This window comes from Nocardioides sp. SRI_004 (assembly GCF_057586415.1).
Genome location: NZ_JBYCZV010000007.1, coordinates 60,419 through 85,604 on the forward strand (window position 1 = coordinate 60,419; position 25,186 = coordinate 85,604).

The 25,186-nt window shown below is 68.6% G+C and carries 25 protein-coding genes; 13 read left to right on the forward strand and 12 right to left on the reverse strand.

Features of this window, described 5'->3' with window-relative positions; all coding sequences use genetic code 11:
- Window positions 1–8: 8 nt before the first annotated feature.
- The 4 genes from AC2YHB_RS11295 to AC2YHB_RS11310 form a co-directional block, all read right to left on the reverse strand.
- The gene (locus tag AC2YHB_RS11295; protein WP_036543786.1) at window positions 9–545 is read right to left on the reverse strand and encodes a peptidylprolyl isomerase; all 537 of its coding nucleotides are present in this window, start codon (window positions 543–545) and stop codon (window positions 9–11) included.
- Window positions 546–811: 266 nt separating this feature from the next.
- Entirely contained in the window at window positions 812–1,417 is a 606-nt protein-coding gene (locus AC2YHB_RS11300; protein ID WP_487353930.1) for a hypothetical protein, read from the reverse strand.
- Between the two features lie 116 nt (window positions 1,418–1,533).
- Window positions 1,534–1,869 carry a DUF3817 domain-containing protein gene (locus tag AC2YHB_RS11305; protein ID WP_036543790.1) on the reverse strand — a complete coding sequence of 112 codons (336 nt, stop codon included), beginning with the start codon at window positions 1,867–1,869 and terminating at the stop codon, window positions 1,534–1,536.
- Window positions 1,870–1,879: 10 nt separating this feature from the next.
- Window positions 1,880–2,677 carry an SURF1 family protein gene (locus AC2YHB_RS11310; RefSeq protein ID WP_487353931.1) on the reverse strand — a complete coding sequence of 266 codons (798 nt, stop codon included), beginning with the start codon at window positions 2,675–2,677 and terminating at the stop codon, window positions 1,880–1,882.
- Between the two features lie 100 nt (window positions 2,678–2,777).
- On the opposite strand from AC2YHB_RS11310, the gene AC2YHB_RS11315 reads away from it, so the two are divergent.
- The 3 genes from AC2YHB_RS11315 to AC2YHB_RS11325 are packed head-to-tail and all read left to right on the forward strand — an operon-like array spanning window position 2,778 to window position 5,085.
- Window positions 2,778–3,500, forward strand: a complete 723-nt coding sequence (locus tag AC2YHB_RS11315) for a FadR/GntR family transcriptional regulator (protein WP_487353932.1) — start codon at window positions 2,778–2,780, stop codon at window positions 3,498–3,500.
- A complete protein-coding gene (locus AC2YHB_RS11320) occupies window positions 3,497–4,258 on the forward strand; it encodes a sterol desaturase family protein (RefSeq protein WP_487353933.1) in 762 nt (253 codons plus the stop codon). Before AC2YHB_RS11315 ends, AC2YHB_RS11320 begins: the two co-directional genes overlap by 4 nt.
- 53 nt (window positions 4,259–4,311) lie before the next feature.
- Window positions 4,312–5,085: an MBL fold metallo-hydrolase gene (locus tag AC2YHB_RS11325; protein WP_487353934.1), complete on the forward strand. Its 774-nt coding sequence runs from the start codon at window positions 4,312–4,314 to the stop codon at window positions 5,083–5,085.
- On the opposite strand, the gene AC2YHB_RS11330 is transcribed toward AC2YHB_RS11325, so the two are convergent.
- From AC2YHB_RS11330 to egtB, 4 genes are all read right to left on the reverse strand, one after another.
- Window positions 5,086–6,063, reverse strand: a complete 978-nt coding sequence (locus AC2YHB_RS11330; RefSeq protein WP_487353935.1) for a hypothetical protein — start codon at window positions 6,061–6,063, stop codon at window positions 5,086–5,088. It lies immediately after the preceding gene.
- A gap of 45 nt (window positions 6,064–6,108) precedes the next feature.
- Window positions 6,109–7,764 carry an alpha/beta hydrolase gene (locus tag AC2YHB_RS11335; RefSeq protein ID WP_487353936.1) on the reverse strand — a complete coding sequence of 552 codons (1,656 nt, stop codon included), beginning with the start codon at window positions 7,762–7,764 and terminating at the stop codon, window positions 6,109–6,111.
- Between the two features lie 116 nt (window positions 7,765–7,880).
- Window positions 7,881–8,852, reverse strand: a complete 972-nt coding sequence (egtD, locus tag AC2YHB_RS11340) for an L-histidine N(alpha)-methyltransferase (RefSeq protein ID WP_036543805.1) — start codon at window positions 8,850–8,852, stop codon at window positions 7,881–7,883.
- On the reverse strand, window positions 8,849–10,147 hold the full coding sequence (gene egtB / locus AC2YHB_RS11345; protein WP_487353937.1) for an ergothioneine biosynthesis protein EgtB: 1,299 nt from the start codon (window positions 10,145–10,147) through the stop codon (window positions 8,849–8,851). The genes egtD and egtB overlap by 4 nt, the downstream gene beginning before the upstream one ends.
- Before the next feature lie 146 nt (window positions 10,148–10,293).
- Here egtB and AC2YHB_RS11350 point away from each other — a divergent pair, with 146 nt between their 5' ends.
- A complete protein-coding gene (locus AC2YHB_RS11350; RefSeq protein ID WP_487353938.1) occupies window positions 10,294–10,758 on the forward strand; it encodes a hypothetical protein in 465 nt (154 codons plus the stop codon).
- Here the strand turns inward: AC2YHB_RS11350 and AC2YHB_RS11355 are convergent.
- A complete protein-coding gene (locus AC2YHB_RS11355; protein WP_487353939.1) occupies window positions 10,755–13,268 on the reverse strand; it encodes a Calx-beta domain-containing protein in 2,514 nt (837 codons plus the stop codon). The two genes, AC2YHB_RS11350 and AC2YHB_RS11355, sit on opposite strands and share 4 nt — an antisense overlap.
- 176 nt (window positions 13,269–13,444) lie before the next feature.
- Between AC2YHB_RS11355 and AC2YHB_RS11360 the strand changes: the two genes are divergently transcribed.
- Window positions 13,445–14,077 (forward strand): NADPH-dependent F420 reductase, encoded by a 633-nt coding sequence (locus AC2YHB_RS11360; RefSeq protein ID WP_487353940.1) that lies wholly within the window; start codon window positions 13,445–13,447, stop codon window positions 14,075–14,077.
- A 50-nt stretch (window positions 14,078–14,127) separates the two neighbouring features.
- Here the strand turns inward: AC2YHB_RS11360 and AC2YHB_RS11365 are convergent, their stop codons facing one another.
- A complete protein-coding gene (locus AC2YHB_RS11365) occupies window positions 14,128–15,090 on the reverse strand; it encodes an alpha/beta hydrolase (RefSeq protein ID WP_487353941.1) in 963 nt (320 codons plus the stop codon).
- Between the two features lie 141 nt (window positions 15,091–15,231).
- Between AC2YHB_RS11365 and AC2YHB_RS11370 the strand changes: the two genes are divergently transcribed.
- The 7 genes from AC2YHB_RS11370 (at window position 15,232) to AC2YHB_RS11400 (ending at window position 23,606) form a co-directional block, all read left to right on the forward strand.
- A complete protein-coding gene (locus AC2YHB_RS11370; protein ID WP_487353942.1) occupies window positions 15,232–15,675 on the forward strand; it encodes a MarR family winged helix-turn-helix transcriptional regulator in 444 nt (147 codons plus the stop codon).
- A gap of 129 nt (window positions 15,676–15,804) precedes the next feature.
- Complete coding sequence (locus tag AC2YHB_RS11375) at window positions 15,805–16,125, forward strand: hypothetical protein (RefSeq protein ID WP_487353943.1); 321 nt, start codon at window positions 15,805–15,807, stop codon at window positions 16,123–16,125.
- Between the two features lie 714 nt (window positions 16,126–16,839).
- Window positions 16,840–17,520 (forward strand): tyrosine-type recombinase/integrase, encoded by a 681-nt coding sequence (locus tag AC2YHB_RS11380; protein ID WP_487353944.1) that lies wholly within the window; start codon window positions 16,840–16,842, stop codon window positions 17,518–17,520.
- Between the two features lie 202 nt (window positions 17,521–17,722).
- Complete coding sequence (locus AC2YHB_RS11385) at window positions 17,723–18,274, forward strand: phosphatase domain-containing protein (RefSeq protein WP_487353945.1); 552 nt, start codon at window positions 17,723–17,725, stop codon at window positions 18,272–18,274.
- A gap of 122 nt (window positions 18,275–18,396) precedes the next feature.
- Complete coding sequence (locus AC2YHB_RS11390; RefSeq protein ID WP_487353946.1) at window positions 18,397–20,613, forward strand: hypothetical protein; 2,217 nt, start codon at window positions 18,397–18,399, stop codon at window positions 20,611–20,613.
- A 369-nt stretch (window positions 20,614–20,982) separates the two neighbouring features.
- The gene (locus AC2YHB_RS11395; RefSeq protein ID WP_487353947.1) at window positions 20,983–22,302 is read left to right on the forward strand and encodes a phosphoribosyltransferase-like protein; all 1,320 of its coding nucleotides are present in this window, start codon (window positions 20,983–20,985) and stop codon (window positions 22,300–22,302) included.
- A gap of 182 nt (window positions 22,303–22,484) precedes the next feature.
- On the forward strand, window positions 22,485–23,606 hold the full coding sequence (locus tag AC2YHB_RS11400) for a reverse transcriptase family protein (RefSeq protein WP_487353948.1): 1,122 nt from the start codon (window positions 22,485–22,487) through the stop codon (window positions 23,604–23,606).
- Between the two features lie 89 nt (window positions 23,607–23,695).
- Here AC2YHB_RS11400 and AC2YHB_RS11405 read toward each other — a convergent pair whose 3' ends face one another.
- Window positions 23,696–23,899: a hypothetical protein gene (locus AC2YHB_RS11405; protein WP_487353949.1), complete on the reverse strand. Its 204-nt coding sequence runs from the start codon at window positions 23,897–23,899 to the stop codon at window positions 23,696–23,698.
- A gap of 189 nt (window positions 23,900–24,088) precedes the next feature.
- Window positions 24,089–24,400 carry a hypothetical protein gene (locus AC2YHB_RS11410; protein WP_487353950.1) on the reverse strand — a complete coding sequence of 104 codons (312 nt, stop codon included), beginning with the start codon at window positions 24,398–24,400 and terminating at the stop codon, window positions 24,089–24,091.
- A gap of 357 nt (window positions 24,401–24,757) precedes the next feature.
- Here AC2YHB_RS11410 and AC2YHB_RS11415 point away from each other — a divergent pair, with 357 nt between their 5' ends.
- Window positions 24,758–25,147, forward strand: a complete 390-nt coding sequence (locus tag AC2YHB_RS11415; protein WP_487354031.1) for a very short patch repair endonuclease — start codon at window positions 24,758–24,760, stop codon at window positions 25,145–25,147.
- The last annotated feature ends 39 nt before the right edge of the window (window positions 25,148–25,186 follow it).

Genomic DNA, 25,186 nt, shown 5'->3' on the forward strand with positions numbered 1-25,186 from the left:
CGGTGCGGTCAGCTGATGGTGACGGACTCGATGACGACCGGCTCGACCGGCTTGTCGTTGCGGCCGGTCGGGACGGCGGCGATCGCGTCGACGACGTCGCGGCCGGCCTGGTCGGCGACCTCGCCGAAGATCGTGTGCTTGAAGTTCAGCCACGTGGTCGGGCCGACGGTGATGAAGAACTGCGAGCCGTTGGTGCCCGGGCCGGCGTTGGCCATCGCGAGCAGGTAGGGCTTGTCGAAGGTGAGCTCCGGGTGCGGCTCGTCCTTGAACTGGTAGCCCGGGCCGCCCGTGCCGATGCCGTCGGGGCAGCCGCCCTGGATCATGAAGCCGGGGATGATCCGGTGGAAGGTGAGGCCGTCGTAGAACGGGCCCTCGCCGGTGGAGCCACCACGGCGGTCGGGGGTGTAGGGACCGTCGGCCGAGACCTCGACCGGGTTGCCGGTGGCGAGGCCGGCGAAGCTGGCGACCGTCAGCGGCGCGTGGTTCGGGAACAGGTTGATCGTGATGTCGCCCTTGTTCGTCTTCAGGACGGCCTGGTCTGCCATGGGGTGCCTCGTCTCTGGCTGGTTCGTGTCTCGCCGGTCATCGGTGGCCGGCAACGCTGACGATCCTACGAGGCGGCCATTGGGGGCGTGGACCATGCTGGGGGTCGACACCGATCGAGGAGGAGACTGGGATGAGGACGTTGAAGAAGCTGCTGGTGCTGGCCGGGCTCGGCGTGGCCGTCGCCGCGATCGCGAAGAAGCTGCAGGGCGGCGGGAGCGAGCCGGTCTGGCAGTCGGCCGACGAGGCCTGAGAAGGGCGGACCAGCTCACGCGGCGGGTCGCGAGGCCACCGACTTCGCGGCCGCCGCGTGCTGCTCCAGCAGCGACCGGGCGTCGAGCACCGACAACGGCGGGTCCGGACGCAGCAGCTGCGCACGCAGGCCGTCGGCGAGGGCGACCATGGCAACGGCCGAGCGGTGGGCGACCCGATCGCCGCCCAGGGAGAGGCGGTCCTGGCACTGCTTGATCTCCAGCACTCGGGCGTCGTCGAGGATCTCTGCCGGCACGAGGTCGCCCGCCCGGCCCCGCCCCCGCACCAGCTCCTGGAACGCCAACCAGGCCTCGACGCCGTCGCGCTCCTCCTCGGTCTCGGGCAGCCGGAGCTCACCGGCATCCCACTCGAGCCACCGATGGGTGATGACCTGCGCCGCGATCCGGTGCAGCGTCGCGAGCACGGACGACTCGGTCGCCGAGCGGAACCCCTTGACGTACTGCTGGAAGGCCTGGGTGCTCGTGCGTTGCGCACGGCCGATCGCAGCCATGCTGACCCCCTCGACGCCGTGCTCGAGGAGGACCTGGACGACGCCGTCGGCGATGCGGTCGAACGGGCTCATCGACGAGGGCCGGAGGAGCGGCGCGCTGAAGAGGTCCATCCAGCAACGGTGCCACGGCGCAGCCGGCCACCGCGGCCCGCTTCCACAGGCCTCGGTCAGCGCGGCAGGGGCCGCCGGCGAAATTGATTGACGTCAATCAATTTCGTCGGCGGGCATCAGGCGCGGGCGAGCTCGGGGTGGTCGGCGCGCAGGCGCTCGACCACCCGGTGCTCGACCCAGAAGATCAGGCCGGGGATGAGCCCGGCGATGAGCATCAGCCCCAGCTGGGGGAGGCTCCAGCGGGCCTTCTGGCTCAGCAGGAACGCCACGACGACGTACACGATGTAGACCCAGCCGTGGACGATCCAGATCAGCGTGAGGTCGTCGCCCAGCTGCTGGAGGGTGCTGCCGTCCTCGAGGAGGTACTTGCACAGGGAGCTGAGCGCGCCGACCACGAGGAGGACACCCACCACGAGCGCGAGCACGCGATAGGTGTGGAAGAGCTTGGTCACGGCTCCGAGCCTATGCCGTCGATGGGGAGACGCCCTCCGGGTCGTCCACGTCGGCGGGCTCCCCGGGCAGGGGGGCCGCCGTGGTGTCGCGCACATGGCGCCACCACAGGAAGACCGCGAACGCGGCGAACACCCACCACTCGATCGCGTAGAGGATGTTGCGCAGGCCGGTGAACCGGCTGGCCGGCGGCAGCTGGTCGAGGGTGGCGGCGTCCACGCCGGCCGCGGCGTCGGCGGCGAGCGGCTCGCGGGCGACGACATAGGCGCCGTACAGGTCCTGGCCGTCGAGGAGCTGGACCAGGTCGGCCACCCGCAGGTGGGGGATGACGCCCTGCTCGGGGTCCGTGTCGCCGTCCTCGGCCGCCTCGGTGGGCTGCAGCCAGCCGACGAGCTCGATCTCGCCCGACGGAGGCGGGGGGACGTCGTCGATCGTGGTGTCCGCGGGCACCCAGCCGCGGACCACGGGCACGGCGGGCTGGTCGGTGGCGCCGACGCTGAGCGGGGTCACCAGCCAGCGGCCGTCCTCGCCGTCGGCGCCGTCACGGCCGGAGACCAGCACCGTGCCGGCGTCGAGGAAGGTGCCGCGGACCTCGACCGGCCGGCCCAGGCCGGCGGTGGGGAACGGGTCGTCGGGGCCGAGCACGTCGGTGATCGGCACCGGGGAGGCCTCGGTCAGGTCCATCTGCTCGGCGGCGCGGCGCTCCTGCCAGGCGTCGTACTGCCACAGGCCCATGCCGGCCGCGAAGGCCACGCAGACGAGCGCGAGGAGATGGGCGCCCCACAGTCGAACGCTCCACCATCGCACCACGGATTCAGGGTACGAGCGGCGTGCTGCACAGGCGTCATCGGGCCGATCAAACTGGTATGACCACTTGACCACCAAGCCGATTCGACCTACCGTCGTCGGCATGGCACTGCGACCCGTGACCCGCCGCTCCGTCGCCGACGAGGTCTTCGACCAGGTCCTCGACGACGTCCTCGACGGCGAGCTCGCCGTCGGCGAGCCCCTGCCCAGCGAGCGCCGGCTGGCCGAGGTGCTCGGCATCTCCCGGCCGGCCGTGCGCGAGGCGCTCCAGCGCGTCGCCCAGACCGGGCTCGTGGAGGTGCGCCACGGCGGCGCGACCACCGTCCGCGACTTCCGCCGCGCCGCCGGCCTCGACCTCCTGCCCCGACTGCTGGTCAGGGGCGGGCGCCTCGACGCCGCCATCGCGCGCAGCGTGATCGAGGCCCGCGCCGAGGTCGGCCCCGGCATCGCCGCGCTGGCCGCAGATCGGGGCGGCCCGGCGCTCGCCACCCAGCTCGACCGGGTGATCGACGACCTGGCCGCCGCTGACGACGCCGTGCGGTGGCAGGAGCTGGCGCTCGACTACTGGGACCTGCTCGTGGACGGCGCCGACTCCCTCGTCTTCCGGCTGATGTTCAACAGCCTGCGCACCGCCTACGAGCCGGCGCTGCCCGCGTTGGCCGCCGTGCTGGCCGCCGAGGTCGGCCAGGTCGAGCCCTACCGGATGCTCGCCGCCGCGGTCCGCACCGGCGACGCCGCCACGGCCCGCGCTGCCGCGGCACGCGTGCTGACGCCGACGGCCGAGGCGCTCCTCGCCGCCTTCGACGCGATGGGCGAGGACCAGTGAGCCCCCGCGAGGTCGAGGCCTTCGCGGCCCGCAAGGTGGCCGCCGACGAGCAGCGGCTGGACGGCAAGCTCGACGGGAAGTACGTCGGCGACCGGGCTGCCGGGCGCCGTACCAACCTCACGATGGGCGAGGTCTTCGCCGAGTTCTGGCGACACCCGAGCCCCTACCTGCTGGGCACCTGCCTGGTCGCCGCACTGGTCGGCCGCGTGCTCGCCGGCGCCGGGTCGTGGTGGGAGCTGCTCGTGCCGGTCGGGCTGGTGGCGATCCTGCCGGTCGTGGAGTGGCTGGTCCACGTCTTCATCCTGCACTGGAAGCCGCGCCACGTCGGGCCGGTCACACTCGACCCGCTGCTCGCGCGCAAACACCGCGCCCACCACGCCAATCCGCGCGAGATCCCGCTCGTCTTCATCCCCTGGCAGGCCCAGCTGTGGCTCGCGCCGGCGTGGACCGGGCTCGCGTGGCTGGTCACGCCGACGACGACGTCGATGTTCACGCTGCTGGTCGCCGTCTACACGATCAAGTCCGGCTACGAGTGGACGCACTACCTGCTGCACAGCGACTACCGCCCGAAGTCCGCCTGGTACCGCAAGGTCTGGCGCAACCACCGGCTGCACCACTACAAGAGCGAGCACTACTGGTTCACGGTCACCACCGCCGGTACGGCGGACCGGCTGTTCGGCACCGCCCCCGACCCGAGCACGGTGCCGACCTCGCCGACCGTGCAGCGGCTGCACGACCTGGACGCCGCCGGCGGTTGAGGTGCGAGCGCCAGCGAGCCTCGAAACCCCCGGCGTTGTGTGAGTATCACCCCGTGCGCATCCACCACCTGAACTGCGCGACGATGCGGCCGCCGCTGGCCCCGCCGATGGTCGCCCACGTCCTGCTCCTCGAGCGCCCCGACGGGCTCGTCCTCGTCGACACCGGCTTCGGCACGGCCGACCTCGCCGACCGCAAGCGGCTGGGCCGGCCGTTCCTCACGATGGTCCGCCCCGCGCTCGACGCCGCGGAGACCGCCGTCGCGCAGGTCCGCGCACTGGGGCACGACCCCGCCGAGGTCACCGACATCGTGCTCACCCACCTCGACCTCGACCACGCGGGCGGCATCGGCGACTTCCCGAACGCGCGCATCCACGTGCACGCCACCGAGCTCGGCGCAGCGAAGCGCCCGACGCTGCGGGAGAAGGCGCGCTACGTCCAGGGCCAGTGGGCGCACCACCCGCTCTGGGCCGAGCACCGCGAGGGTGGTGACGACTGGTTCGGCTTCGCCTCGGTGAAGGCGCTGGCCGACGACGTGGTCATCGTGCCGCTGCACGGCCACACCCGCGGCCACTCCGGCGTCGCGGTCAGGCGACCGGAGGGCGGCTGGCTCCTGCACGCCGGCGACGCGTTCTTCCACGGCGACCAGGTGGCGGAGCCACCCGGCTGCCCCGCCTCGCTCGCGGCCTTCCAGCGGATGATGGCCGTCGACAACAAGGCGCGGGTCGCCAACCTGGAACGGCTCCAGGAGCTGGCCCGCAGCCGCGGCGACGAGGTCACGGTCATCTGCGCCCACGACAAGGGCCAGTACGACGCCCTGCGGGGCTGATCAGCCGAGGGAACGGCAGACGGCGAAGGGCAGCGTGCGGGCCTTCGTCAGGGCGGCGGCCGCGGGGGCGTCCGCCAGGGTGTAGCCCAGCCGGCCGCTCGACGGGTCGGCGACCCCGCGGCTCATGACCAGCCCGAAGTCCGGGTCGGTCGGCGGCATCACGTCGGCCAGCCGGACCCGGTCGAAGACGTCGCCCCGGTCCGGGCCGAGCTGCACGGTCACCAGCTCCGCGCCGAGCGCGACGGAGTAGGCGTCGAGCTCGTCGAGGGCACGCAGGGCCGCCTTCGGCGCCGCGGCCAGCTGGGCTTCCATGCCGCTGCCGAAGACGCTGTCGAAGTCGAGGCAGGAGCGGTCGACGTACGTGGAGATGGCCTCCCGGCCGACGAGGCTCAGCAGCACCTCGGTGGCGCCCCACGAGTCGGCACCGTCGGGCGGCGCGGCCGAGGTGACCAGGTGGCGGTCGGCGTCGACGACCGCACCCTCGAGCGGGCCGACGCCCGCACGGACCGCGCGCTGCACGGCCGCCATCGGCACGGAGTCGTGGAAGGCGAGCACCCAGCCGGAGGCGTCACCGGCGTAGGTCGCCTCCCACGCGACGTCGTCGCGACCGATGCCGAAGTCGGCGCGCAGCCGGGCGTCGGCGGAGGCGAGGAGACCCAGGGAGAGGGCGGCCGTGGTGGGGGCCTTGCGCCAGAAGGCGTCGCGCTCGCGCTGCGAGCTGTCGCCGTCGAGCGCGCCGTAGCCGAGCACCAGCCGCAGCTGGTCGAAGTCGGTGACCGTCAGCGAGGTGGCGTCGTCCGGCACCAGCGAGAGTACGGCGGCCGAGGGCTCCAGCGAGGCGTCGTACTCGGTCACGACGGACTGGGGAGCGGTCTCCTCCTGGTAGACCGGCTTCGGGTCGCTGCTGCACGCCGTCACCAACGCCGCGCACGCCAGCAGCGCACCCAGCCTCGATCGACTGGTCGGAGCTCCCCTCACGGCGCTGAGTCTGCCATGAGGGGAGCCCCGGAGACGTGCTCCGACTCAGCGACCGATGGTCTGCGCCTGCTGCAGCGCGTCGCGCAGCACCGCCGGCATCCGGTCCTTGACGACGTCGCCGCCGGCACTGCGCAGCCGCAGCGACGACGCGGCCTCGGGCTCCGGCGCGGGCACGGGGTCGCACTGCTGGTCGCTGGTGTTGCCCGGCTTGCGCGCCGGCAGCTCACCGGTGTCGAGGTAGCTCGCGATCGTGTCGTCGGTGCACGCGATGCCCGACAGCGAGCCGGAGTGGGTCGTGCCGCCCACGCCCTCGATGAGGTACGACGACGGGAACGCCTGCCGGGTGGCCAGCGCGCCGGAGTAGACCGTCGCGGCGTCGTGGGTCTCGGCGATCATCAGGATCGGCGTGCTGATCCGGCGTCCGGTCACCCGGAGGGCGTCGCGCGACGGGGCCGGCCAGTTGAGGCAGGGCACGTTGTACCAGGTGTTGCCCCACGTCAGGAACGGGTGCCGCTCGTGGATCCGCCAGGCGTCGGCCTGGGTGCGCTTCCAGTTCGGCCACACCGCGTCGGTGCACTGGACGCCGTTGTAGACGGCGAAGCCGTTGTCGTCGCCGGGACCGGCGTAGTTGGCGAGGATGTCGTCGCCGTCCCCGGTGGTGACCAGCTTCGCGTAGGCCTCGCCGAGGCCGACCCAGTCGTAGACGTAGTAGCCGGCGCTGAGCATCACGTCGTCGAGCTCGTCCGGGCCGAGCTTGCCGTCGGCGGCGGGGGTCCGGTCGAGCTTCGCGCGCAGGCGGTAGTAGCCGCGCTTGATCGCGCGCCAGTCCGTGCCGAGGCCGAACGCGGTGTCGTGGTCGGCGAGGTACTTGAAGTAGGTGTCGAGGTTGCGGTCGAACTGGATGTCCTGGTCGAGGTTCGCCTGGTAGAAGGCGTTCTTCGCGTTGAGCACCCCGTCCCACACGAACCGACCCACCTGCTGCGGGAACAGCGTCGCGTAGACCTGGCCGAGGTAGGTGCCGTAGGAGAAGCCGTAGTAGTTGAGCTTCTCCTGGCCGACGGCCTTGCGGAGGCTGTCGAGGTCGCGGGCGACCTCGGTGGTGTGCAGGTAGGGCAGCAGGGCGCGCGCCTCGGACCGCGAGCAGGCGCGGGCGTAGTCGCGGGTGTTCTGGCGCCACCAGCGCTTGTCCGCGGTGCGCTCGGGCACGTAGTTCGGCCGGTCGTAGCCGGCACCGGCGTAATCGGGGTCGCAGCTCAGCGACGGCTCGCTGCTGCCGACACCGCGCGGGTCGAAGCCGTACCAGTCGTACTTGGCGCCGACGCCGTTCGGGATCGCGCCGCCGAGGATCGAGTAGATCAGGCCGGAGCCGCCGGGGCCGCCGGGGTTGACCGCGATCATGCCCTTGTAGTCGGGGTCGGTGTGCAGCTTGCGGCTGACCGCGATGTGGATCTTGGTGCTGTTCGGCCGCGCGTAGTCGAGGGGCACCTCGAGCATCGCGCACTCCGCACCCGCGGCCTTGAGTCGTGCGCTGGCGCACTCGCCCCAGGCCGGCGCCGGTGGCGTGTACGACGGCACGCCGGCCTGCTTGCCGCCCGCTGCGCTGCCGTCGCGGTCACGCGCGGCTGCCGGGCTCCCGCCGGCGGGCAGCACCAGGGCTGCGGCCGCCAGTCCTGACGCCACGATCGTCAGTGCTCTCTTCACGTGTGGTCCCTCCGAGTAGTGGAACGAAGCTCGGCCCGGGTCCACCGGGCCGGATCCGACCCTGCCCTCCGGGACCTGCGCGCGTCCACCCCTTCGCGAGAGATTTTGCGGTCGGATCAGCCCTTCACCGCAAGGGTGAGCGCAAAGTCGCCCGGATCGTCGGTCCACACCCGCGCCACGGCGAGCCCGGCAGCCTCCAGCTCGGCGGCGATCCGGCTGACCCGGAACTTCGTGGAGATCTCCATCCGCAGCTCCTCGCCCACGGCGAGGTCGAGCACGACATCGGCCCCCGGGATGGTCACCCGCTGCGGCACCTCCGAGCGCAGCCGCATGTCGATCCGCTCCATGTGCGGGTCCCAGAAGGGCACGTAGGAGAAGGACGCCTGGTCGAAGTCGGCGCCCAGCTCGCGGTTGACGACGGTGAGGGAGTTGCGGATGAACGCCTCGGTGACCCCGGCGCTGTCGTCGTACGCCGCGACGAGGCGGTCGGCGCTCTTGACCAGGTCGGTGCCGAGCAGCAGCGAGTCGCCCGGCTCGAGCAGGTCGGCGAGCGCGCCGAGGAAGGCCTTGCGCTCCTCGAGGTAGAGGTTGCCGATGGTGCCGCCGAGGAAGGCGACCATCCGCCGCCCGCCCTTGGGCAGGTGGGCGAGGTGGAGCGTGAAGTCGCCGACGACGCCGACCACCTCCAGGCCGGGGTAGGCGGCGGCGATCTGGTCGGCCGCCTCGCGCAGGGTGCCCTCGGAGACGTCGACCGGCGCGAACCGGGTGAGCTGCCCGTCGGCCGTGAACGCGTCGAGCAGCAGGCGCGTCTTCTCGCTGGTGCCGCTGCCGAGCTCGACCAGGGTGGTCGCGCCGCTCGCGGTGACGATCTCGGCGGCGTGCTGCTCGAGGATCGAGCGCTCGGCGAGGAAGGGGTAGTACTCCGGCAGGCGGGTGATCTCGTCGAAGAGCGCGGAGCCGTGGTCGTCGTAGAGCCAGCGGGGCGGGAGCGTGCGCGGGTGCTGCGAGAGGCCGCGGCGCACGTCGTCGACGAGGCTGCCCGCGGCCCAGTCGGACTCCAGCAGGACCTTCATCTGCGGCTGGGTCATCGCGGCTCCCCTCCGTCGGCGAGGCGCAGGCCGGACAGCGCCCACCGCGCTCCCGGCGGGAAGAAGTTGCGATAGCTGGCGCGCGCATGGCCCGGCGGCGTCAGCGCACACCCGCCGCGCAGCACCATCTGGTTGGACATGAACTTGCCGTTGTACTCGCCGATCGCGCCGGCGGGCGGGTGGAAGCCGGGATAGGGCAGGTACGCCGAGGAGGTCCACTCCCAGCAGTCGCCGTAGACCTGGCGCAGCCGGCCCGTGGCCTCGCCCGCCGCGCGGGGGTGGAAGGTCTCGGTGTCGGCGAGGTTGCCGACCGGCTCGGCGGGGTCGCCGTCGTCGGCGGCGGTGTCGGTGCGCACCGCGTGCTCCCACTCCGCCTCGGTCGGCAGCCGCTTGCCCGCCCAGGTCGCGTAGGCGTCGGCCTCGTAGTGGCTGACGTGGCTCACGGGCAGGCCCGGGTTGACCGGGAAGGTGCCGTGCAGCGTGTGCTCGAACCACACGCCGTCGACCTCGGTCCAGTAGAACGGCGCGGCCCAGCCGTTCGTCCGGACCTGCGCCCAGCCGTCGGAGAGCCACAGCTCCGGTCGCCGGTAGCCGCCGTCGGCCATGAACTCGAGCCACTCGCCGTTGGTGACCAGCCGGTCGGCCAGCCGGTAGGGCTCCAGCCACTGCTGGTGGAGCGGCAGCTCGTTGTCGAAGGAGAAGCCCGCGTCGCGGTGGCCGATCTCGACCAGCCCACCCGCCACGTCGACCCAGCCGAGCGCGTCCGGCTCGGCGTGGGCGGCCGGGCTGCCGGCGTACACGGGCTGGAGGGGGTTGAGGGAGAGGACGTGCTTGATGTCCATCAGGAGCAGCTCCTGGTGCTGCTGCTCGTGGTGGAAGCCGAGCTCGATCGTGCCGGCCAGCTTGTCGATCGTGCCCTGGTCGAGGCTGCCGACGAGGTCGCGGACGCGGTCGTCGACGTTGCCGCGGTAGACGCCGACGTCGTGCGCGCCCGGGCGGCTGACCACGCCGCGCTCGGCGCGGTTGTAGCGCGGCCCGACGGCCTCGTAGTAGCTGTTGAAGAGGAACCAGTACTTGTCCTGGAAGGGCTTGAACCCGGACTCGTTCTCGGCGAGCAGGAAGGTCTCGAAGAACCAGGTCACGTGCGCCCGGTGCCACTTGGTCGGCGACACGTCCGGCATCGACTGGACCGTCTGGTCCTCCGGCGAGAGCGGCTCCGCGAGCCGCTCCGTGTGCGACCTGACCTCGTCGTAACGGGTCAGGATGGTGTCTGCGGTCCACTGCCTGGCTGTCATCCGAGCCTCCTCGTCGTCCGCGGCCGCCCCGTGCGCCCGCCGGAGACGCCTGCGTTCGACCCTAGGGCGCAGCGCCGACAACGCAAGGGGCGTGCCCTTCTGGCCATTCGGAGTTCACGTCGCAACGGATGGGTATCACCTTCTCCATGACGTCTGGTCGCGCAGTCGCGCCGGGGTCCCTGGGGGCCTGGCTCCTGAAGGTCGACCCCGCCGGTGCGGGTGCGCGCGAGCTGCTGGCCGGCGGTCCTCGCGAGGTCACCCGCTGTGTACGCCGCAGCTACCGCACCTCCCTGATGGAGCCCGGCCAGCCCGTGCTGCTCTGGGTGAGCGGGCGCGACGCCAGGATCCCTGCGGGCGTCCACGCCCAGGGACGGATCACCGGAGTCCCCCAACCCGCGGACGGCGCGAACGGCGCGGACGCGCGGCAGCTCGAGATCAGCGTCCACCTCGTGCCGGTCGACCCTCCGGTGCTGCGCGCGCAGCTGCTGGCGGATCCGCTCCTGTCGCGGATCGAGGTCGTGCGCACGCCGGCCGGGAGCAACCCGTCGTACCTCGGTCGGGAGGAGCTCGCGCGCCTGCGCGAGCTCCTCCCGACTCCCGGCGCGGACTAGTCGTCGTTCGTGATCGTCGCCGTCCCGGTGCCGTCGCCGATCGTGCCGCCGGTGACGGCCGACAGCACGACGGAGAACAGCTCGTCCGGCTCCACGACCGTGTCGCCCTTGACGGTGACCGTGAGCGTCTTGCTGGTCTGGCCGGCCGTGAAGCTGAGGCTGGTCAGCGCCTTCGCGGTGTAGTCCCCCGGCGCGATCGCGGTGCCGTCCTGGGTGGCGTACTTGAACGCCGTCGTCCCCGCCAGGTTGCCGGAGCGGGTGACGGTGAAGGTGACGTTCTTCGTGAGGCTGTCGCCCTCGGTGATGCTGACGTCGTTGATCGAGACGCTCGGCGTCGCACTCGAGTCGTCGTTGACGATCTGCCCGTAGTCGAACGGGATCGTCGCCAGGCTGCCGTTGACCGGGTTCTTGAGCACGACCTGGAAGTACTCGTCGCTCTCCGCCACGTAGTCGCCCTTGATCGCCACCGTGAACGTCTTGGTGACAGCGCCGACGGGGAAGCTCATCGTCGTCACGGCCTTGGTCGTGTAGTCGGTGGTCGGCGTGGCCTGACCGGCGAGCGCCTGGGTGTAGTACTGCACCGACCCGGCCACCGCGGTGCTGCCGCTGCGGGTGATGGTGAAGGTGAGGTTCTTCGTACCCGCGTTGCCCTCGACGGTGCTCGCGCCGCTGATGCTGTAGACCGGCTTGCCGCCCGGGTCGTCGTTCACCAGCGTCCCGACCGCGGTGGTGTCGTAGACCTGCGCGCCGACCGGGGAGGAGAGCACGACGTTGAAGGACTCGTCGTCCTCGGCCAGGAGGTCGCCCTTCGTGCTCACCACGAAGGTCTTGCTCACCTGGCCGGCCGCGAAGCTGATCGTCGTGGCCGCCTTCGCGGTGTAGTCGCCCGACGCCACGGCCGTGCCGTTCTGGGTGGCGGCCTTGACCGACGACGTGGCGCCGACGGGGCCGGACCGGGTCAGGGTGAAGGTCATGTTCTTCGTGCCCGAGTTGCCCTCGGCGTACGACACGTCGTCGACGAGGATCACCGGCTGCGTCGGCGTGGTGATCGCGGAGAGCTGGGCGGGCTGCCCCTCACCGAGCTCGTTGACCGCCACGATCCGCAGGTTGTAGGTCTGCCCCGAGGGCAGGGCGCTGAGGGTCTCGGACGTCTGGCCGGCCGGGACGAGACGGCTGAGGGTGCCCTCCGTGTCGTAGATCCGGTAGTGGTCGAGCGGGATGTTGCCCGTGCTCGCCGGCGCGCTCCAGCTGACCTTGATGGTGCCGTAGGCGACGACGCTGGCGGACGCGCCGCCCGGGGTGCCCGGGACGCCGAGCGCGCGCACCGGAGTAGAGCTGTGGGTCGTCGTACCGTTGCCGAGCTGGCCCTGCTGGTTGAACCCGAAGCAGTCGACGCGGCCGTTCGCGAACCGCACGCAGGTGTGCGCCGTCCCGGTGCTCACCACCGGGATCTCGCCCGCGTAGGTGGGGATCGCGGTCGCGATGCTGGTGTCGCTCAGGTTCGGGACCCCACGCTGGCCCTCCTGGTTGCGACCCCAGCAGCGCACCTGGTTGGACACGCGGGAGCAGGTGTGCGCGCCGCCGGCGCTGATCGTCTGGTCGAGGGAGGGGCTGTTGGCCGTGGTGGTCGGGAAGGGCACCGAGTTGAAGCTCCCGGTCCCGAGCTGGCCGTCGCTGTTGGACCCCCAGCACTTCGAGACGCCCTCGGCGAGGGCACAGGTGTGGAGGGCGCCGGCGCTGATCGCCTCGACGTTCTGGATGCCGAGCTGCTGCGGCAGCCGCGGGCCGCTCGCGAAGCCGAGGCCCAGCTGGCCCTGGGTGTTGTTGCCCCAGCACCAGGCCAGACCGGACTGGAGGGCGGCGCAGGCGTGCTGGTTGCCGGCCGAGAGGGCACGGGCCGGTCCCGGCATGGCGACCGGCGCGGGTGACGCGACGTTGCTCAGGCCCCCGTTGCCGATCTCGCCCTCGGTCCCGCGACCCCAGCAGAACACCTGGCTCACCGTCGTCGCGCAGGTGAAGCCGGTGCCGACCGAGATGGCCGTGAACGTGAACCCGCCGTTGGGCGCGACCGGCACCGCGGAGAAGCCGTTGGGGGCGAGCCCCACGCCGAGCTGGCCGTAGTTGTCGCGACCCCAGCACCGGGCACTCCCGTCGCCGAGCAGCGCGCAGGTGTGCTGGGAGCCCGCGGAGACCGCCGTCACCCCCGAGAGGCCGACCACCTTCACCGGCGTCGTCGACGACGTGACGGTGCCATTGCCGAGCTGGCCGAAGGTGTTGTCACCCCAGCACCAGAGCGTGGCCGCCGTACCGACGACCGAGCAGGTGTGCCCGTCGCCCGCCGAGATCAGGGACTGCTGGGCACGGATCGAGGGACCCGCGGCCAGGCCGGCCTCGTTGGCGTCCGCGAGGGCGGGCGAGGTGGTGGCGGTGAGCGAGGCGAGCGCGAGGAGCAGCGCTCCGACGACGGTGGCAAGGGCGCGACAGGCGCGCGTGGACAGGGAGCGGTTCACTTCGACCCCATTTCGAAGCAGTTCCAGGCGGCCCGGTCCGCTCTATCGCGGGCAAACTACTCGTGGCCGCCCGCGGCGACAATCGTCACAACGGGGGATTGACGAACCGGTCGTCGTACGACGCGGTAGCGTCCGAACCCCGGGCCAGACCGGGCTCTCACCGACGAGGAGTCCCCATGAAGATCGCCGTCCTCGGCACCGGCATGGTCGGGCGGACCATCGCCGGCCGCCTCGACGAGCTCGGCCACAAGGTGGTCATCGGTACCCGCGACCCGGAGGCGACCCGGGCCCGCGACGACGCGCCCACTCTCCCGCTGGCGGCGGTGCCCGACGCCGTCGCCGACGCCGAGGTCGTGGTCAACGCGACCAATGGCACCGCCTCGATCGCGATGCTGTCCCTGGCGGGTGCCGAGCTGCTGGCCGGCAAGGTCCTGCTCGACATCGCGAACCCGCTCGACTTCTCGAACGGCTTCCCCCCGACCCTGCTGGTCAAGGACACCGACTCCCTCGGCGAGCAGGTCCAGCGCGCCTTCCCGGACGCGCGGGTGGTCAAGTCGCTCAACACCCTGACCGCCGACCTGATGGTGCGCCCGGACCTGCTGCCCGAGGGCACCAGCGTCTTCGTGTCCGGCGACGACGCGTCGGCGAAGGCGACGGTCACCGCGCTGCTCGAGGAGTTCGGCCACACCGACGTGATCGACCTCGGCGACATCACCACCGCCCGCGGCACCGAGATGATGCTGCCGGTCTGGCTGCGGCTGATGGGTGCGCTGGGGACGGCGAACTTCAACTTCAAGATCGTCCGCTGACGCAGGAGAGCCCCGGTCGGGTCGACCGGGGCTCTCATGTGCGGGGTTGATCAGCCGGCGAAGGCACCCCGGAGCGCGCCCACCGCCTGCGCGATCGCGGCCTTCGCAGCCGCGGTCTCGTGGAGGCTGTTGACCATCACGAAGTCGTGGACGATCCCGAGGTAGCGGGTCGCGGTCACGTCGACGCCGGCGCGGCGGAGGTTGGCGGCGTACGCCTCGCCCTCGTCGCGGAGCACGTCGGCCTCGGCCGTGATCACCAGCGCCGGCGGGAGCCCGGCGAGGTCCTCGGTGGTGGCCCGCAGCGGTGAGGCGGTGATCTCGGCGCGCTGCGCCGGGTCGGTCGTGTACTGGTCCCAGAACCACTTCATGCCGTCCCGGGCGAGGAAGTAGCCCTCGGCGAAGTCGTGGTAGCTGGTGGTGTCGAAGTCGGCGTTCGTGACCGGGTAGAAGAGCACCTGGAAGACGAAGCTCACGTCGCCGCGCTCCTTGGCGAGCAGCGTCAGCGCGGCGCTCATGTTGCCGCCGACGGAGTCACCGGCGACCGCGATCCGGCTGCCGTCCAGCCCCTTGTCGGCGCCCTGCTTCGTGACCCACTGCGCGACGGCGTACGCCTGCTCGATCTGGTGGGGGTACTGGAACTCGGGCGCGCGGTCGTACTCCGGGAAGACCACGGCGGCCTCGGCGCCGATCGCGAGGTCCCGCACCAGGCGGTCGTGGGTGTGGGCGTCACCGAACACCCAGCCCGCGCCGTGGACGTAGAGGATCACCGGCAGCGGGCCGGTTGCGCCCTGCGGCTTGACGATGCGGACCTTGACGTCGCCGGTCGGACCGCCGGGCACGTCGATCCACTCGTCGTCGACCTCCGGCTTGAAGATCGGGTCGTCCTGCACGCCGTCGACGGCGGCGCGGCCCTCGGTGACGGGGAGCTGGTAGAGGAAGGGCGGCTCGCCGGTGGCCTCGACGAAGGCCTGGGCGGCGGGCTCCAGCGCGATGTTCTTGGGGTTGGCAGACATGTCAGCTGCTCCTGGGGGTTGTCGGGGGAACGACCAAGGCGGATTACCTTGTGCACAAGACATTACGTACCAACTACCTTGCGCGCAAGGGTTTTGCCCAAGAACCTTTCGCGCAAGGTAGTTGCGCCCTACGCTGGAGCCATGGCCAAGCCGAAGCACAGCCTCGACCTGGGCGAGCAGCTCTGCTTCTCGCTCTACACGGCGCAGCGCCTGGTCACCGCCGCCTACCGCCCAATCCTCGACACACTGGGGCTCACCTATTCGCAGTACGTCGCGATGCTGGCCCTCTGGGAGTCAGCACCGATGACCATGGGCGAGCTCGGCACCCGCCTCGGCCTCGACTACGGCACGGTGACGCCCCTGGTGAAGCGGCTGGAGTCCGCCGGCCTCGTCGCCCGCACCCGTAGCACCGAGGACGAGCGGACCGTCCACGTCGCCCTGACCGACGCCGGCGTTGACCTGCGCGCTAAGGCCGTCGGCATCCCGGACTCGATCGCTGATGTGATGGCGCTGGAGCCGGGGGAATTCGCCACGTTGAAGGACAGCCTCGAGCACCTGAGTGCCAACGTGGCCGGCTCGGCCTGATCAGGGAGAGCCGAGTTCCCTCCGGTCGCGACGAGATGGGTCGGAGGGACCTCGTACCTTCACGCGATGAGGTTCTACGAAACGACCGCATGGAGTGTCACCTTGTGGTCGTTGACGGGGTGCTTGGTCGTGACCGTTGCTGCCGACACCCTGCGCGTCCGCTCCGCGCGCGGAACGCACCAGCGGTACGTGTGGGCGACCGTGGAGCATGCCACGATCTACCCGACGGTGGTCTGCGTGTTCCTGCAGGTCGCCTCGAACATCGCTCAGCGAGACTGGCCCTGGACCGGCATCAGCCTCGCCACCGCGCTCTTCTACGCCCACCTTCTGTGGCGCTTCGGTCGCGACAACGACGACGACTGGTTCAACAACGGTGGACCCCGACAACTACTTGCTCGGCTCACGCCCGGGAGTGGTCCGTCGACCCATCATCCACGATCGATGCTCTGAGGTGGCAACTGCTGCGAAAGCGTGGCGGCTTCAACCCCTAACCCATGCTTGCAAACCACCTCGAAGCACTGGAGAACTACCGCTCTGAGCGTGAATTCGCAGGTCAGAAAGGAACAGTCGAGGACCAGACCGGACACCGCTTCCCCCTAATCACCCCATGTGCTGCCGCCAAGGCAGGGGGTTAATTGGCCCGGTCGTTCCCTCGGCGCTCTCGGGAGGCACTTGCAATGACGCGCGGCGAGGCTTCGGCGAGCTCGAACGACGCAATGGCGCGACCGGTCCGTCCTACCGGGCCGGGTACGGGATGCCGGGCGGTTCGAGGCACTCGCGGAACTTCCGGACCAAGATGGATGCGGAGATGTGGCTGGCCAGCGGGCGGTCCCTGATCGACCGCGACGAGTGGAGCCCGCCCAAGTACCGCAAGGCGGCCGAGGCTCGCCGGGAGCGGGCCAGGAGCACGGTCGGTGCCTTCGCCGAGCAGTACGTCGTCGAGCGTGGCCTGCGGCCCGCCACGATGCGTGGCTACCCGCGCACTGCTGGAGAGCCGAATCCTCCCCTACTTCGGCGCGATGCCGCTGCGCGATGTCACGCTGTCGGAGATCAAGGCCTGGCGTCGCACGCTCGAACCCGAAGACGGAGTCGTCGAACGCGGCGGCCTACCGCCTGCTGCGCTCGATCCTCCAGGCGGCCCAGGAGGAGGAGCTCATCGACCGCGTGCCTCCGAAGATCCGCGGCGCCGGCAACGCACGGGTGGGGCAGGTGGTCATCCCCGCGACCTTCGAGGAGATCACGACGTTCGTCAACGAGATGCCCGAGCGGCTCAAGCTGTTCATCGTGCTCGCCGCCTTTGTCGGCCGTCGCGACGGCGATCTGATGGAGTTACGCCGCTCCGACGTCGGCGGGCTCACCGGCCGGATCAGCGTGACCCGCAAGGTCGACAGGGACGCCGACCCTTCAATACGCGGAGCATGCCCCAACTGCGGCCGCTTCATCAGTACGCCGAAGACCCGGAGCGGCATCCGGGTCGTGCACGTCCCGCCGCCCTTCATGCCCATGCTGCAGCGGCACCTCCTCGAGCACGCCGCGGCGGGCTCGAAGGGTCTCCTGTTCCCGGGCGACCGCACCGACCACATGGCCGCCCGCTACCTGATGGACCGCTACCCGGCTCGGGAGAAGGCGGGACTCCCGGACCTGACGATGCACCACCTGCGCCACACCGCGCTGACCATGGCCGGTCAGCACGGCGCCACCGCTGCCGAGCTCCAGGCTCGCGCCGGCCACGCCTCCCAAGCGGCGATGGCGATCCACCAGCACGCCACGCTCGACCGCGATCGGCTGCTGGCCGAGAAGATCGGCCAGTCGTACGACGCTTGGCGCGCGCGGAGATCGGAGTGAGCAGTCCGTGCAGCTGTGCGGCAGATGCCGCCTCAGCGCGACAACAATCTGAACCGCCGCAGCAGGTTCCCGAGACTCTGACGTCCCGGACACGCCGGGCCAGTTCAGTCATCCAGGCCCCACCCGCCTTCGAGGGGAACGCGGAACGGCAGTTTTACGCGGAACGACGGCGCCCCGCGCAGTAATCCGTTAACTTTCGGGAATGACCTCGGCGGCGTATCGCGCGGACTTACCAGGCGCCGTCGTGGTCGACATGGACGCGCCTTTGTGCGATGTGCGTGAAATCCGTCACTTCGTGAAGAAGCCACCGAACGGCGGTTCGCTCCATCCGCACTTTGCGACATTCCATTCAGGATCGTTGGAGTGCCCACCTTTCCCCGAAGTCGTGCAGCTACTTCGACAGTGGCGCGACCACGGACACCTTATTCTGGTTGTCTCCGCTCGCGAAGCGCGTTGGACATTCCTTACCGCACTTTGGATTTATCAGCACGCCATCGCTTACGACGAGACTTTCCAGAGGGCCAACGGCGGCTACCGTCCGGACGCGGTCATCAAGCGGGATATCGCCGAACGAAGCATTCGCCGCTTCCGTCTGCCGCCTAGGACTGACGACCGCGAAGACACCATCGATGTGTGGCTTTACTGCAACATACCCACCGCGACGTTTTCGGAGAACGGGTCGGGCATCAAGCACGGGAAGGAACTAGTGTTCCTACTGCGAAATGAACCGGGCGAAGGTCCAGGAGGCGTCTGACATTGACTCAAGTAGATATTCCCGCAACCTACAGGGCCATCTCCCAAATCGGTCAGGCACTGCATCACTTTCGCAATCCACAATCGCTGGGGCCTCTGTTCGACCGTCTGACCGACGAACAGTTGGACAGCCGTCGCTTCGACTACATAAGGCACAAGAAATACGAACCAGCGGCGAAAGCCTCGCTGGAACTATTGCATCGCGCGATCCAGATCGCCTTGAAACAGTCGACGCCTAAGCACCACCAACGAGTCATCGTCGCGCTGGCGTGGCTGATCAGGGGAGCTTCGATACCGCAGCGCCTGGCCACCGGTAGACAGATGGTGCACGAGGTGAACGGCGGAGTCGATGGCCTCCCAGCGTCGCTCCGTCAGTGGGTGAGCAAAGGTGGTCGCATCAACGCTCGTCACCTGACAGAGCTCACGGGGTGTACACCGGAGGAATGGCGGACGTTCGTCCATCAAGTGACTGTCACAACGAAGTTCGTTGTCGCGCCCGCAGCTGATCGCATACAGATTGCAGACCCGCCGCCGCTGAACCTAGACGTGGCCGCACGGCTGGCCCGCATAGCTTCTTCGGCCACAAGTAGTGCGCCGGTCGATCGGTTGCCGGAGTACGACCGGTGCGACGCCAAGGTTCGGATAGCAGAGGTGTCCGTCGTTGGCTTCAGAGGATCGCCAGCGCGGGTGGCTTTGGACCTGACAAAGAACGGCAAGCCCGTTGACGTCCTCCTCTGGGGCGACAACGGAGTCGGCAAGTCAACTCTTGTCGACGGCCTTGAATTCGCCCTCCAGGGGCGTGTGGACCGGTCATCAGATTTCACTAGCGGGTTGCGACCAAAAGTACGCAACCTATTGTCGCCGAAGGCGGCAGCAGATGTCACCCTGAGCGACGGTAGCCGAGTCGAACGCTCGCTCGTGACGAACGGGAGCGGTCGAGACGCCCCTTCACATCTTGATGTCCGAGCCGGCTTCAGAATAGCCCCCATTGTGATCCGCCGCGCCGACATTCTCCGCTTCCTTGATGCCGATGCTCTATCTCGGGGCGCCGTCTTCTTTGACTATTTTCCCGAGGCGTCGGGCGCGCTCGGGGTTCGCCCGGACGAGGAAATGAAGCTCTTGGAGGAGGAGCGTTCCTCCCTCCTAGTCGTGCGCGCAGACCTAGCCGATCAACTCCAGACGCTCTATCCCGACCAGCGAAGGGACTTGGGCATTGCAGCTGAACTCGACGCGTTCGTTCAAGATCTCCTCCTTGAGGTCAGTGTTGCGCCCGGCGAGGCGACCGTCGAGGCCCTCCCGCAGAAGGTCAGGGAATTAGTTCATGAGCTGAGAGAGGCGCAGAATCGCTTGCGCTCTATCAAGAAGAGGCTCGAGCGAGGCGTCGAGTTGCTCAATCCTCGCGCGTACAAATCCCAGTTCGATCGGGTGGTTCCTGCATTGCAGTCGGTGGGCGGTGAGCTCACGGACAGCTTCATAACGATCACCCGGGCGAAGCACGTGGTCGCTCTAGACGTCCTGGTAGCCAAGTCCGGCCCGATGAGCCTCGACGTCGTCGTCCGCTTCGACAATGGCACCGCAGCCCTCCCCCAGCAGGCGTTCAGTGAGGGATACAAGGACTTGGTGGCGCTGCTCTTCTTTCTTGCCGTAACAAAGAAGGCGGGTGATCTGGGGCAGGCGAAAGTACTCGTTCTGGACGATGCACTGCAGAGCGTCGACGCAAGCGTGCGCGTCGGCGTCATGGATTACGTGCTGCAAAACTTCAAGGATTGGCAGCTGGTCATCACCGGTCATGACAGAGGATGGCTAGCGCAAGTCCGAGGGCTGTTCAGTCGACGAGGACGGTCCGTGGTCGAGCGCACAATCGCGCGTTGGACGTTCTCGGAAGGAATTCACGTCAGCGGCGCCACACGGTTGCGCATAGAAACGCTCAGGGCGGGCCTCGAACAGCACGACGAACGCATGACAGCAGCTGCGGTCGGTATTCTGCTAGAAGAGATATGCCACGAGTTGAGCTGGCGCGTCGAAACGAGTGTGAAAAGGAGAGAAGGGGATCGCTACACGATTGGTGACATGTGGCCCGGATTGTGCAAGCTGCTTCGGACGGTGGGCCTTAGTGAAACCGTGGATAGCCTAAACCAGCGCCTGGACCTCCGGAACCTCCTCGGCGGTCACTTCAATGACTTCGCGGACAGCATCCCTTGGAGTGACGTACAGGCGCTGGCGGAGGATGTGCTCGATCTCTATGGGGCGGTCCACTGTGATCAATGTGTCGCATGGGTTCGAAAGGTCACTGACAACACCTACCTCTGTTCATGTGGCTCTATTTCCCTGACGAGGTAGGGCAACCACAGATAGGGCTCCCACCTTCGACACGAGAGGGTTTGCTGCATGAGCTGGCATCGTGACCTCAACCCATTGCCTGCCTGCGACGTACTGACTGACGAGCATTTGACGCCTGATTGCTTAGTTTCCGGGCCTCGATGGGGGCAAGACTCCACCATGCCGACCGCCGGGCCGACGATGCGCACTCTCTCCATTTGCTGAGATCTGCACAATAGCTCGGGGGAAGCTCGCCACTCAGTGTGCCTCGCTAACCACCGGACTCCGCCGTGCTCAGCGCTCGACGTCGGAACTCGCAGTTCGAGGAGCCCGCCCAGGCGCACACCGAAGCGACCGTCGCCGCCGCGCCATGTGCGGCATGATCTTCCAATGGCGTTACATCCGAGTGAGACCACTCGTGGGAGAGCGTGGCTCAAGAACTTCACGCCAGCGGATCAGCCCGCAGCGCGGGTTCTCATCAACAGCCTGCAGATCGCGACGCTGGGCGACGTACTGATGGGCATCAAGACGGAGATCGCAGCCCTCGGCGACCGGTTGTTGGACAGCGCCCCCGGAAGTACCGCGTTGCTTCTCCCGGTGGTCTCCTCTGAAGACATCGACCGCTCTATTGCCGCCGTGGAGCGACACCGAAACTCCGCAGCAGCCGAGGTGAACGAGACCGAAGACACGCATTCCCGGGACGACGAAGGGCGACACCAACGCCACGTCGCTTGGGAAACCTACGCACCGGGCGTTCCGATCTCCGCTACACCCGGCAGCGAGGGCCCGGTCGGCAACGCCATCCGCGATCTGACCGGCGAGACTCCCGGTCGAGAGTCGTCTTGTTGGCTTCACCCGGAAAACCAGCTCGACGCGTTGGCCGACAAGCGCTGCCGGATGATCGTGCTCGTCACCGACTACTCAGGTTCAGGCAAGCAAGTAGTCGAGATGGCACGCACCCTGACGAGAAATCCGCGGGTACGCAGTTGGCGCTCCTTCGGCTGGACGAAGGTCGTCGTGGTCGCTTACGCGATGTCGCTTGAGGCCCGGAAGGCGATCGACGCCTCCGGTTCGGTCGACACTCTGCACATCGCGGTCCCAGGCGCATCGTTCGCCGACGCGCCCTGGACGCCAGAAGAACGAGAGAGCATCGAGAGGATCTGCGTCTCGTACGCCACCAGAAAGAAGCGTGCTTTCGGGTTCAGCGACAGCGCAGGCCTTTTCCTCAGCCACACATCGATCCCCAACAACCTGCCCAACATCCTTCTCCGGACCGGCGGGAACTGGAACGCACTCTTCGACGGCAAGAACGGCCGCATCTTTCCAGCAGACATGGCCACTGAACTCGGAACCTACGGTCCACTCGAACGCGACCTGGCAAAGGTGGCCGAGGAAACCGGACAAGAAAGGCTCGCGCGCGCGATCGCTTCAGGCCGGCTCCGAACACCCTCCGACCGTCTCGTGGCCACCCTTGCCCTGCTCGCACGCGGCCCCGTCGACGCTACGGCGCTGTCGCACCGCTTCGCCGTCCCGGAACGGACAGTCTCCGACATGTTGAGCTTTCTCCGCGAGGTTGGCTTCCTCGACGAAGACCTGACACTCACGGCCGCCGGACGTGCAGAGCTGCGTTATTCGCGCCGCCTCGACCGCATCGTCACGGCTCACCTCACGGGTTCGAACGACAACTACTATCCTCAATCCCTGAGGTGAGGTGTCGGGTGGCGAAGCTAGCGATGCCAGCGAAGGCTGGTCGGCCGAACCGACGCGGTTCGGAGGTCACAGCTAACTGTGACTGGCGGTCAAACGGGCGCTACGCGTGGCCGGGCAAGCGTGCTCGTCCGACGGCGACTGGCGGCCCGCTCGCCCGCCCTGTCGGGATAACACCAAAGTAGATGAGCGACCCGGCACCTCACCACTACGTCCGCGAAGGACTCGAACAAGGCCACGACGAGGTCGTCGTTCGACGAGCAGCAACGCAGATCGCCCGGACCCGCGGGCGTGACGCGCAGCCGATCCTGAGCCTGCGGCACCTGGCGCATCTGGCCGGCGCGCCCTACCTTCACCTGCGCCAGATCGTCCAACGTTCCGTCGACCCGTACACCGACATCGTTCGCCCGAAACGCAATGGCGGCCTGCGCTTGATCTCGGCGCCCGAACCGGTACTGATGGACGTTCAACGGGTCATCCTGCGACGCGCGCTGCACCGAATGCCACTCCACCCAGCGAGCTTCGCCTACCAACAAGGTCGCTCCATCGTCGACTGCGCCCGGCAGCATCAGGGTGCTCGATGGATGATCAAGTTCGATCTGCACAACTTCTTCGACTCCATCAGCGAGCGAAGGGCCTACACCGTGTTCGAGTCCCGTGGATATTCTCCGCTGGTTGCCTTCGAACTTACTCGGTTGTGCACCCGAGCACCGATCGCCCACGGTTGGGCTCGCCGCGTCCGGCATTACCCGGTCATTCCGGCATACGAGGTGCAGGTGCGTGGCCGTTTGCCTCAAGGCGCGCCAACGAGCGGCGCGCTGGCGAACGCCGTCGCGACGCCGCTGGACGAGGCGATGGCACAAATCGTCGCAGCCGAAGGGTTCGAGTACACCCGCTACTCCGACGACATCGTCATGTCGACGAGCAGGACGTTCGACCGGGCGCTCGCCAAGACTCTGATCGACGCAGTTGGGGAGACAGTGACAAGTCACGGATTCTCCCTGCACCGAAAGAAGACCCGGGTCATTCCACCTGGAGCACGACATGTCGTCCTCGGACTCCTGCTTCACGACGACGGCGTACGCCTCACCCCCGAGTTTCGCCGGAAGATCGAAGTACACGTCAGAGGCGTGGAGAAGTTCGGGCTGATCGAGCATTCAAACCACCGCGGCTTCCGATCGCTCCTGTCATTCGTCAGCTATGTCGACGGCTGCCTAGCGTTCGCTGCGTCGGTCGAACCCATTTGGGCCGAACGCTCCCGCCAGGAATGGACCACCGCTTTGCGGTCCAGTGGGTTCCCGATCTGAAGTCGAGCGTCAGACCAGCGACACACGATCGGGGACTGAGCCGCGGGCACCGAAGGCGCCCGGCACCAAGAACGGTTTCAGAGCACTCGCTAGCGTCCGTCGCGCATCGCATCCAGAAGATGCATCACTCGCTGCTGATCAGGCATGGGCCAATAGAGCAAGCGGGGCTCGAACAGGCAGTGCAGGGCGGCGGCGGCCGCCAGTTCCTCGACTAGGTCGAGCGGGCTCGCGACCACGATGCCAAGCAGGCGTAGCGCGGGACGTGCGGCGAGGATGTCAGCGTCGCGCGTCATGAAAACGTTCATGCCCGTTCGAACTGAGTCTTCGACCAAGAGTCGATCGTTGCCGGCTGGAACCCGGTCCAGCACATGCCTGTCAGCCCGGTGGATTGCTCTCTGCCTCGGCCCGTCGCCGCCTTCACCATCGGCCACGAGAGCAACGGCTCGGAGGAACTCAGTGAACGCTCGCTGTCGTTCCCATCGCTAGGCCCCCGTCAGCGCCTTCCGCTTCGAGTCTCGCAAGAAGAATCGCGGGACGTGGAATCGAATGTCTCGGAGCACCCAGAGCGTGGCGACCAGTTGAAGCCCTTCCAGCTCCTCGCCGTAGCTGTCAGCCACCTCATCAGGGAGGGAACGGCCCTCCCAAAGCTGCATGCCGTAGTTGAAGTAGTCGATCAGAAGGTTGGTGTCCCATGCGACATGGAGCGGCCCCCGACCAGAACGCCCCAGGAACAGGTTCGGGACCGCGTCGTAGACGAAATGAGGGCCCTCAGAAGGTGCGGGCAGCCACGGCACGGTTTGGCAACTCGCTCGTATCCGTCGAATCATCGTGTTGACGAGTGCGACGCCGTATCGCTCTTCGGATCGTACGAACCGACGAAGATCATCGACGGACCATTAGTCGGGTCCCTTCCAGTGTGGTGGTGATCCACGTGCTCGGGCGGAGTCGCGCGATCGTTGGGTCGGGGATAGGAGATCCCCAGCTCCGGCTTGCAGCGTGGGTCCGAGTATCCATCCACCTCCTGGCCGGATGGAGCGTTTACGAATCCGCACGCGTCGCGCCGTCGCCGTCTTGGTCCGGTTTGGCAGGCGCGAGACCATGGACCCGTGGGGACGCGCGAGAGTTGGGCGAGCAGTCCGTCTTCCCGAAAGGTGATGCAGGCCAACCGATCAAGGGACACGTCTCCCGAGTTGGCTGTCAGGCGGCGGCTACACGCCGCCGGACTCCGATTCAGGGTCGCTTACCGACCGTTGCCCTCCCTTCGCCGCACGGCCGACATCGTCTTCACCAGGCAGCGCATTGCGGTGTTCATCGACGGCTGCTACTGGCACGCGTGCCCCGAACACCGCACGACGGCTCGAGCCAATGCGTCCTACTGGTCAGAGAAGCTGGAGCGCAACGTCGCTCGAGATGCCGACACCACCCGGCAGTTGCGTGCTGCCGGATGGACGGTGCTCCGGTACTGGGAGCACGAGGATCCCGACGCGGTTGCCGTCGCGATTGCGGCCGCGGTGCGCGGGGCGAGTCCCGAACACGCCTGATCTCCACGGGCAGGTCGGAAGGGGAGGGCTGCCCGCTCA